Origin of the sequence: Achromobacter sp. RW408 (genome assembly GCF_003184165.1) — a bacterium.
Taxonomy (GTDB): Bacteria; Pseudomonadota; Gammaproteobacteria; order Burkholderiales; family Burkholderiaceae_B; genus Achromobacter; species Achromobacter xylosoxidans.
In genome coordinates this window covers 453,748-462,794 of record NZ_QHHO01000040.1, presented here as the reverse complement: position 1 = coordinate 462,794, position 9,047 = coordinate 453,748, and the positions used below count along the sequence as shown (strand labels likewise).

Genomic DNA, 9,047 nt, shown 5'->3' with positions numbered 1-9,047 from the left:
GTGGCCATCATGGCGGGGCTCCTCGGGGAGGCGGTTGTTGTCGTTGCAGCCATTCTTCCCCGGCGCCGATATCGAAGTCCTCACGCAAACTTAAAATAAATGTGATAACTCGCCGGCCATGGATTGGCGACAATAGCGCTGCCGGGGGCGGATCGCCCGCGCCCGGCGCTGTCCGCGGCCCCGGCCGCCACCCTTGCACCGAGCCCCTATGGATACGCCCCGCCGCGTCCTGATCGTCGAAGACGACGCCCACATCGCCGAATTGCTGCGCCTGCACCTGCGTGACGAGGGCTATGCCGTCGAGCACGCCGCCGACGGCAACGAAGGCATGCGCCGGCTCGAAGAGGGCGGCTGGGACGCGCTGGTGCTGGACCTGATGCTGCCCGGCATCGACGGCCTGGAAATCTGCAAGCGCGCCCGCGCCATGACGCGCTACACCCCGATCATCATCACCAGCGCCCGCTCCAGCGAGGTGCACCGCATCCTCGGCCTGGAACTGGGCGCCGACGACTACCTGGCCAAGCCGTTCTCGATGCTGGAGCTGGTGGCGCGGGTGCGCGCGCTGCTGCGCCGCACCGAGGCGCTGGAGCGCAACGCCCGCATCGACGCCGGCAGCCTGCGCCAGCACGGCGTGGCCATCGACCCGATCGCCCGCACCGCCTCGGTCGACGAGCGCCGGCTGGAGCTGACGCCGCGCGAGTTCGACCTGCTGCATTTCTTCGCCCGCAATCCGGACAAGGTGTTCTCGCGGCTCGACCTGCTGAACCAGGTCTGGGGCTACCAGCACGAGGGCTACGAGCACACCGTCAACACCCACATCAACCGGCTGCGCACCAAGATCGAGGCCGATCCGTCCAATCCGCAGCGCATCCTGACGGTCTGGGGGCGTGGCTACAAGTTCGCGGCGGCGCCGGGCGCGCCGGCGGAGCCGACGCCATGAAGCGCCTGACCCTGACCCAGCGCCTGTCGGCCGTGTTCGCCTTGCTGCTGCTGGCTTGCTGCGGCGCGTCGGCCTGGCTGCAGATCTCGGCCAACCTGCGCTACGAACAGGAAGTGGTGCAGCGGCTGTCCAGCGGCCTGGCGCAGCACATCGCCGGCACCAACGAGCTGATGGACGCCAATGGCTGGAAGCCGGAGGCGGTGCGCTCGCTGTTCTCGATGCTGATGATGGTGAATCCGGCGGTCGAGGTCTACCTGCTGGACAACGACGGCCGCATCGTCGGCGACGCGGCGCCGCCCGGGCAGATCAAGCGCGACCGCGTGGATCTGGCGCCGGTGCGCCGCTTCCTGGCGGGCGGGGCGCTGCCGATCGCGGGCGACGATCCGCGCCACCTGGATACCGCCAAGGTGTTCTCGGCCGCCCCGGTGCGCGTGGCGGGGCGCGAGCAGGGTTATGTCTATGTGGTGCTGCAAGGCCAGGCGCACGACGCGCTGGCCATGGCGGCCTCGCGCAGCGCGGTGCTGCGCACCACCCTGTGGTCGATCGCGCTGGTGGCCTTGCTGGGCCTGGTGGCGGGCCTGGCGGCATTCGGCCTGATCACGCGGCCGCTGCGGGGGCTGACGCGCGCGGTGCGAGCCTTCGGCGACGACGGCGGCCGCGCGCTGGCCGCGCTGGAAAAGCCGGCCGACGCCGCCGATACCAGCGGCGACGAGATCTCGCTGCTGCGCCGCAGCTTCGTGCAGATGGGACGGCGCATCTCCGAGCAGTGGCGCGAACTGACACGCCAGGACCAGCAGCGGCGCGACCTGGTGGCGAACATCTCGCACGACCTGCGCACGCCGCTGACCTCGCTGCACGGCTATCTGGAAACGCTGCGGCTCAAGGACGAAACGCTGGACGCGGCCGAGCGCCGCCGCTACCTGGATATCGCGCTGGCGCAGAGCCGCAAGGTCGGCCGGCTGGCGCAGGAACTGTTCGAGCTGGCGCGGCTGGAGTCCGGGCTGGTGCGGCTGGAGCCTGAAACGTTCTCGCTGCCCGAGCTGGCGCAGGATGTGATCCAGAAATTCGAATTGGCCGCCGAGGCGCGCCAGCAGCGGCTTACCACCGCCATCGACCAGGAACTGCCGCCGGTGCGCGCCGACCTGGGCATGATCGAGCGGGTGCTGACCAATCTGCTGGACAATGCCATCCGCCACACGGCCCCGGGCGGGCGCATCGAGCTGCGCCTGGGCGCGGCGCGCGGCGGCGTGCAGGTGCGGGTCAGCGACAACGGCGCGGGCATTCCCGAAGCCTTGCGCGCCGGCCTGTTCACCCGCGCCTCGGTGCTGGCCAACGGGCCGCGCGATGGCGGCGGGCTGGGGCTGGTGATCGTGCACCGCATCCTGCAACTGCACCACAGCGACATCCGGCTGGTGGAGCGGCCCGAGCCCGGCGCGGTATTCGAGTTCGACCTGCCGGCGGCGCGCTGAGCCGACGCCGCCCGACGGCGACCTCCGCTAAGGCTGCCGAGGCCGCGGCGGGCCGCCGTCGGGGGTTGCCGCGCCGGCGGGCGCCGGCAGGCGCCGCACCGTGCCTCGCGCGGCGTCGACCTCCAGCCAGTCGCCGCTGGCCACCTGGCGCAGGATGCCCTGCACGTTGACCACGGCCGGTATGCCGAACTCGCGCGCGACGATGGCGCCGTGCGACAGGTAGCCGCCGGCCTCCATGACCACCGCTCCGGCGCGCAGGAACAGCGGCGTCCAGGCCGGATCGGTGGAGGGCGCCACCAGGATGGCGCCGGCCGGCATCGCCAGCGCCGCGTGCGGATCCTGGGCGACGAAGGCGGGGCCCTGCGCCCGGCCGCTGGCGACCGGCGTGCCGCGCCAGGAGCCGTTGCCACCGACCGGCGCGGCGGGCGCGACCACCGGGGGCGCCTCGCCGTATTCGACGATCACGTCGCGATCGGGCGCTTCGGCCCACGCCGCCAGGCGCGCGCGCCGGTCGGCGGCGCGGCGCGCGGCGGCCGCGGGGGCGAGACGGCCCGCGGCGAGCGCGAAGATCTCTTCGGCGGTCAGGTGGAAGATGTCGTCGGCGGCCGCCAGGCCGTCCGCGCCACGCATGCGCGTGCCCAGCTCCAGCGCGCTGCGGCGCGCCGCCGCCAGGTACGCCACCAGCACGCTGCGCGCGGCTTCGCGCTGGGCGCCTTCGCGGCGCGCGGCCGCCAGCAGCTTCGCGGCCAGCGGACGTTGCCACCAGGGCAGGGCGGCGCGCACGGCGTGCCATGCCTGGCGCGCGGCCCGTTCCTGGCGGGCGCGCAGCGCCGCGGGGTCGGCGCCGATCAGGTTCAGCACGCTGTCCAGCAGGTAGTCGGGCGCTTCGCGCCAGCGCGGATTGCGCAGGTAGGTTTCGTACACCGCGCGATGGCCGTAGCGCCCCAGGAACTCCGCCAGCGCCTGGCGGAAGGCGCTGTCCGGCGGCAGGCGCCTGGCCCAGGCGGCGCCATCGCGGCCCGGCTCGCGCAGCCAGGCCAGGGTATGCGGTTCGCGCGCCGCCCGTTGCGCCAGCGCCATCAGGTCATAGCTTTGGGCCGCCGTCACGCTGGGTTCGCCGCCGGCCATCAGCGCCGCGGTCAGCGCATGGCCTTGGCCGGGACGGGCGCGTTCCACCCATTCCAGCAGTTTGGACAGGGCGCCGCCGCCCGAGCCTTGCAGGAAGAACAGGTCGTCGGCGGCGGCCACGGTGCGGAATTGCTCCAGCAGGCGCGCGCCCAGCGCCGCGCTGTCGGCCGGCGGCGTTTCATCCAGCCAGGCCCGCGCCCGCGCGAACTGGCGCGGCAGGTCGGCGTCGGCGCGGCGCCGCAGCGGCCCGGCCCGGCGCAGATAGCGCAGCATGCGCAGTGCGTGGCGCCAGCGCTGCGCCAGGCCGGGCGCGGGCACCTGGATCTCGGGCTGCGGGCCGCCCAGCAGCGCGTTCATGGCGCTCGGGGCGATGCCGAGCGCATCGTGGCCGACCCACTGGATCACGGAGGCGTCCAGGTAGACGCGGCCGTCGAACATTGCCGCCAGGCGCGCGCCCGGCAGCGTGCGGTAGCCGCTCAGTTCGAAGCCGCGAGTCAGCATGCGCTCGGCCATCAGGCGGCCGCCGTCCCATTCCAGCGCGGACATGGGCAAAGGCAGCACTTCGCGGGTATTGCCGCGCGACCAGTAGGAAGGTTGCGATTGCAGGCCGGGGTAGGTGTGGCGCGCCATGGCGGTGACGGGCCGGGCCTGCACGATCCAGAAATCCTGGCCGTCGTGGACCCATTCCACGTCGTAAGGGGCGCCGGAATAGTCCAGGGCGCGGGCGGCGTCGCGCGCCAGGGCGGCCAGCGCGTCCACCTGCGCGGGCGTCAGAACGGGCTGCGCTGCCCGCGCCGCCGACTGTTCCCCCAGTTGTGTGCCGCCGCCGGCAGCGGGCAGGGTGGCGCGGCGTTTGGCGCCGATGCGTTGGCGGGCCAGGAGCCAGGCCAATTGACGGGCATCCGCGTGCAAGTGGTATTCGTCACCCTCGGCCTGGCCGCCCACCAGGGATTCGCCCAGGCCCCAGTTGGCGTGGATCACCATGCGATCGAGGCGGCCGCCGAGCGGGTCGCAGGTGAAGGCGATGCCGGAGGACGTGGCGGGCAGCAGGGGCATGACCACCACGGCCATGGGGCGTTCTTCGGCTTGCAGGCCGAGGCGCTGGCGGTAGGCGTCCGCCTGCGGCGACCAGGCCGAGTCCCAGATGTGTCGCACGGCGTCGACGGCCGCCGCCGCGCCGCGCACGTTCAGGCACGACAGATGGATGCCGGCGAACGATGCGGTGCGCGCGTCTTCCTGGGGCGACGAGGAGCGCAGCGCCAGGGGCAGGTCGAGCCAGCCGCGCTGGCGCAGGGCCTCGTGCAGCGCCTGCGCCAGCGTGTCGGCCACGGGCTCGCCGGGGCGTCGCGCGAGGCTGGCGGACGCCGCCAGCACGAAGCCCGGCGGCACCGGAACCCCGAGGTGCGCCATGCGCGCCAACTGCCAGCCCTTGCCGCCCGCGCCCGCGACGCCAGCCTCGCGGGCGGCGGCCCAGTCCAGGATGGCCGCGGTGGTCACGCGGCGCTCCCGGATGGCGCCGCGCCTTGCAGGAACAATGAAAGCAGCGCATCGAATTCGCGCCGCAGGCTGGCGCCGGGCAGGTCGAGCCAGCGCAGCAGCGCGCCCAGGTGCAGGAACTGCAGTTGGTGCGTGAGCAGGTCGGCAGGCAGGTCGGCACGCAATTGGCCCGCCTGCTGCCCTTGCGTGATGAGGCTGTGGAACAGCGTCTGCAAGCCGCTGCGCGGCGAGCGGCCGTCGCCCTGGGCGTCGGGGCGCAGGGTCGACAGGCGGTAACGCAGGTAGGGCGCGAGATAGGCGCGGTTGGCTTCGGACCAATGCGCGGAGGCGTGCAGGACACGCCTGAGCCGCGCGGCAAAGCCGGGCACCGTGCGCAGCCTGGGCAGCAGGTCCACCATGCTGGCGGCCAGCTCGGCGTGGAAGCGGTGCGCCAGCAGGGCTTCCTTGACCGGGAAATGGTTGTACAGCGTGCCCTTGGAAACGTCCGCCTGGGCCGCGATCTGCTCCATGGTGACGACCTCGTAGCCCAGGGTCTCGAACAGGCGGTAGGCGGTCTGGGACAGATGGTCCAGCGTCTGTTGGCGCTTGCGCTCGCGCAGGCCGGGGGCAGGGGAGTCGTGCGGATCGGCGAGGGACATGGGGCGGGAAATTATTGAACGAAAAATAAGATTATACGTCGTTCAATAATTTTCCCGGCCCCGTATGAAGGGGGCAGCCGCGGGCCGGCCGGTCAGGCCGCCGTCGGCATCCTGCCGTTCAGCAGGTAGTCCATCAGCTCGCGCACGCTGCGCATGGCGTCGCCGAACGGCAGCTTGGAGGCGCCCCGGAAGAACAGGCCGCGGCTGACTTCGCCGCGCATGGCGGCGGCCAGCTTCAGGTCGATGCAGAACTGGCCGAAGCGCGCGATGCCGTCGCGCAGTCCGCACTGCGTCAGGCAGTCCATGCGCTGGCTGCAGCGGCGCGCGTCGCAGCGGGTGTTTTCCTGCAGCGTCTTTTCCTGGCGCAGGTAGCGCGTCAGCCAGGGCGTCGGCACGGCGCGGGCCGGCAGGCCGGCGACGCTGGTGAATTCGGCCAGATTGTCGGGGTCGGCTTCCATCAGCACGCGCTTGAAATTCTCGTGCGCGTCGCCTTCCCGGGTCACGGCGAAGGCCGTGCCGACCTGCACGCCGTCGGCGCCGTTGCCGAGCCAGTGGCGTACCTGTTCATGGCTGCCGACGCCGCCGGCCACGATCAGGCGCGGGGCGTCGCGGCCCAGTTGCAGGTCCTGGAACAACTGGCGGCATTCGGCCAGCACGCGCTTGAAGTCGAAGCGTTCATCGTGGATGTCGTCCAGGCGGGCCGCGCCCAGGTGGCCGCCGGCGTAGCCGGGGTGCTCGATGACCACGGCGTCGGCCATGCGGCCTTTCTTCATCCATTTCTTCAGCACCGCCGCCACGCCGCGCGCTTCGGACAGGATCGGCACCAGGGCCACCTTGGGATAGTCGGCGGTCATGTCGGGCAGGTCCAGCGGCAGGCCGGCGCCCATGACGATGGCCTGGGCGCCGCTTTCGCAGGCCTGGCGCACCAGCGCGGGATGGTCGCGCACCGCCTTCATGACGTTCACGGCCACCACGCCGCGCCCCTGCGCGGTGTCGAGCGCGGCGCGCACTTCACGGTCCAGGGCCACCAGGTTGGCGTTGTCGATCTGCTCGCGGTCGCGGCAGTCCTCGGTCTGCTCGATCAGGTCCGGATGGTGATGGCGCAAGTCCACACTGGCAATGGTGCCGACCGCGTTCTGGCTGGCGACCGCGCCGGCCAGGCGATGGGCGGATACGCCGACGCCCATGCCGCCCTGGACGATGGGCAGCAATTCGCGTCCGGCGAGTGTGAGGGATTTGAACCACGTCATGAAATGGGAGCCTTTATTGGGAACAGTGGCTCCGAGGCTAGAGCAAGGCATGCCGCGCCGCCTTGCGCGGGATCAAGCGGGCGGGGGAAAGCGGGGGGGATGAAGGCGCCGCGCCCGGACGCGGTCGCCGCGAAAGCAAAAAAGGGGCGGAGCACGGCGGCTCCGCCCCTTGCCGCCGGTGAATCACGCCACCAGCTTGACCAGCGCCGGCACCGTCAGCACGGCGGTGTAGTAGCCCATGAACTGCACGCCGGTGTTAAAGCCGAACAGGCGCGACAGCAGGCCGCCGAACAGGCCCATGGTCAGGATCACCAGCAGGCCCAGGAACTGGCCTTCCCACACGCTGATCACGATGATCAGGCCGACGAAGGTGGCGATGATGGCCTCGTGGCTGACCTTGCGCGACACGAACAGCGCGGCGCGGCGCGCGAAGTTCATGGCGAACGGATACGACACGATCGCCGCCAGCAGCACCGCCAGCATGCCGTAGCCCAGGAACTCCCAGTGGTTCAGCAGGTTGTGCAGGTTGTGGGTCTGGCCGCTGGCCGCGTCCACCGTGAAGCGCGGCGGGGCGTTGAACAGCGGCGCGGCCGGACCGGCGGCCACCGGGCTGAGCGGCAGGCCGAAAGCGATCAGCGGGATCAGGGCCTCGGCGATGTAGGTGGCCTCGGTGACGCCGTTGCGCGCGCTCAGCACCGTGGTCAGGCGGTGATAGGCGTGCTTGACGCGCGAGCCCACCAGTTCGCCCAGCACCACCGTCATCGCCACCGGGCTGAACACGAAGGTGGCGCTGGAGATGGTGGCGGTGGCCAGGGTCCAGCGGGTCTGGATGCGGTCCATCACCTTGAGCGGGTTGGGGAAGTAGCCCGACCAGCCCTTGACGTCCGGCGCCAGCGAGAACGTGCGCACCTTGTCGCGCATCATTTTGGCGCGGCCCTGCGGCGCGATCACGGTGAACAGGTCCGCGATCAGCGGGCCGATGGCGATGCCCAGGAAGTAGCTGATGCTGAGCTTGACGCCGTACTTGGCGGTCAGGCTCTGCAGCGCCACGATCACCACCACGAACGGCACCAGCAGCGCCACCGCGGCCCAGCGGCCAGCCGAGAAGTAGGCGATCAGCACCGCCGCGGCCAGGAAGATCCACGGCGCCGACTTGGTGATGGCGCCGCCGAACGGCGCCAGCAGCACGGCGAACAGCACCGCCAGCGGCACCGCCACGAAGGCGGCGACGATGGCGCCCGACACCATCTTGCGCAGCGCGATGTGCGGCACGCCGAGCTTGCGCAGCATGTTGGCGTCCTGCAGCAGCGGCGTGGCCAGCGTGTCGCCGGGGATGCCCAGCAGCGCCGTCGGCACCGCGTGGGTCATGTGCTTGGCCACCGCGCCGGCCAGGAAGAAGGTGAAGACGCCGGCGGGCGGCACGCCCAGCAGCACCACCAGCAGCGTCAGCGGCGCCAGCGTGGTGGTCTCGTCGGTGCCGGACACCAGGCCGATGGCGGCGAACACCACCGCGCCCAGGAGGCCCATGCCGGCGGCCACCATGATCTGTTCAAGCAACACGGGATCGCTCATGCCGGCACCTCTTCACGCAAGTTTTGCGGCCGGCCCTGCGGCGCCGGCGCCGCGGCGGGCGCGGCGAACAGCTCGTACAGGTCCAGTTCCTTCAGCTCCTTGACCACCGCGGGCGGCAGGTCGGCCAGCGTGCCCAGGCCGCCCGGTTGCGCGGCCAGTTCGGCCAGCACCTCGGCGCGCCAGGCCGGATCGTGCGAGGCGCTGTGCTCGACCACTTCGCGCTTGGGCGGGAACAGGCGGGCGCAGATCACGCCCGCCAGCACGCAGCCGGCCAGCCCGGCCAGCATGGCGTAGGCATGCGCCAGTTCGGGCGAGGCGACCTTGTCGCGCAGCCAGCCGCTGGCGGCGTAGAAGCCCGCCACGCTGACGGCGATGCCGATGGCGATGGCCCACGCCAGGTGGCGCAGGTCGACCGTGTCGTTCCATACTTCGGCCAGGCGTCCGGCGGACGCCTTGCTGTCTCTTTCCATGTCTGTCTCCTTGATGGACGGGCGGCGCGGGAGGTTCCCGGCGCCGCCTCTGTTCTTGTGCGGCCGGCGTGCCTGCGCCGGCC

Annotated in this window: 7 protein-coding genes; 2 read left to right on the top strand and 5 right to left on the bottom strand. The window is 71.8% G+C overall.

The genetic code is table 11. The features are described from left to right. The first annotated feature begins 208 nt into the window (after positions 1-208). Both DK459_RS09685 and DK459_RS09680 read left to right on the top strand, forming a co-directional pair. On the top strand, positions 209-940 hold the full coding sequence (locus tag DK459_RS09685) for a response regulator transcription factor (RefSeq protein ID WP_024068996.1): 732 nt from the start codon (positions 209-211) through the stop codon (positions 938-940). Then, positions 937-2,409: a HAMP domain-containing sensor histidine kinase gene (locus DK459_RS09680; RefSeq protein WP_110134661.1), complete on the top strand. Its 1,473-nt coding sequence runs from the start codon at positions 937-939 to the stop codon at positions 2,407-2,409. The genes DK459_RS09685 and DK459_RS09680 overlap by 4 nt, the downstream gene beginning before the upstream one ends. Before the next feature lie 27 nt (positions 2,410-2,436). Here the strand turns inward: DK459_RS09680 and DK459_RS09675 are convergent, their stop codons facing one another. From DK459_RS09675 to DK459_RS09655, 5 genes are all read right to left on the bottom strand, one after another. Further along, the gene (locus DK459_RS09675) at positions 2,437-5,034 is read right to left on the bottom strand and encodes a PEP/pyruvate-binding domain-containing protein (RefSeq protein WP_233256787.1); all 2,598 of its coding nucleotides are present in this window, start codon (positions 5,032-5,034) and stop codon (positions 2,437-2,439) included. Then, the gene (locus tag DK459_RS09670; protein ID WP_060720259.1) at positions 5,031-5,672 is read right to left on the bottom strand and encodes a TetR/AcrR family transcriptional regulator; all 642 of its coding nucleotides are present in this window, start codon (positions 5,670-5,672) and stop codon (positions 5,031-5,033) included. The genes DK459_RS09675 and DK459_RS09670 overlap by 4 nt, the downstream gene beginning before the upstream one ends. A 92-nt stretch (positions 5,673-5,764) precedes the next feature. Further along, positions 5,765-6,922: a nitronate monooxygenase family protein gene (locus tag DK459_RS09665; RefSeq protein WP_054496974.1), complete on the bottom strand. Its 1,158-nt coding sequence runs from the start codon at positions 6,920-6,922 to the stop codon at positions 5,765-5,767. A gap of 183 nt (positions 6,923-7,105) precedes the next feature. Next, positions 7,106-8,494, bottom strand: a complete 1,389-nt coding sequence (locus DK459_RS09660; protein ID WP_020927869.1) for a tripartite tricarboxylate transporter permease — start codon at positions 8,492-8,494, stop codon at positions 7,106-7,108. Then, entirely contained in the window at positions 8,491-8,964 is a 474-nt protein-coding gene (locus DK459_RS09655; RefSeq protein ID WP_054498876.1) for a hypothetical protein, read from the bottom strand. The genes DK459_RS09660 and DK459_RS09655 overlap by 4 nt, the downstream gene beginning before the upstream one ends. Between the last annotated feature and the right edge of the window lie 83 nt (positions 8,965-9,047).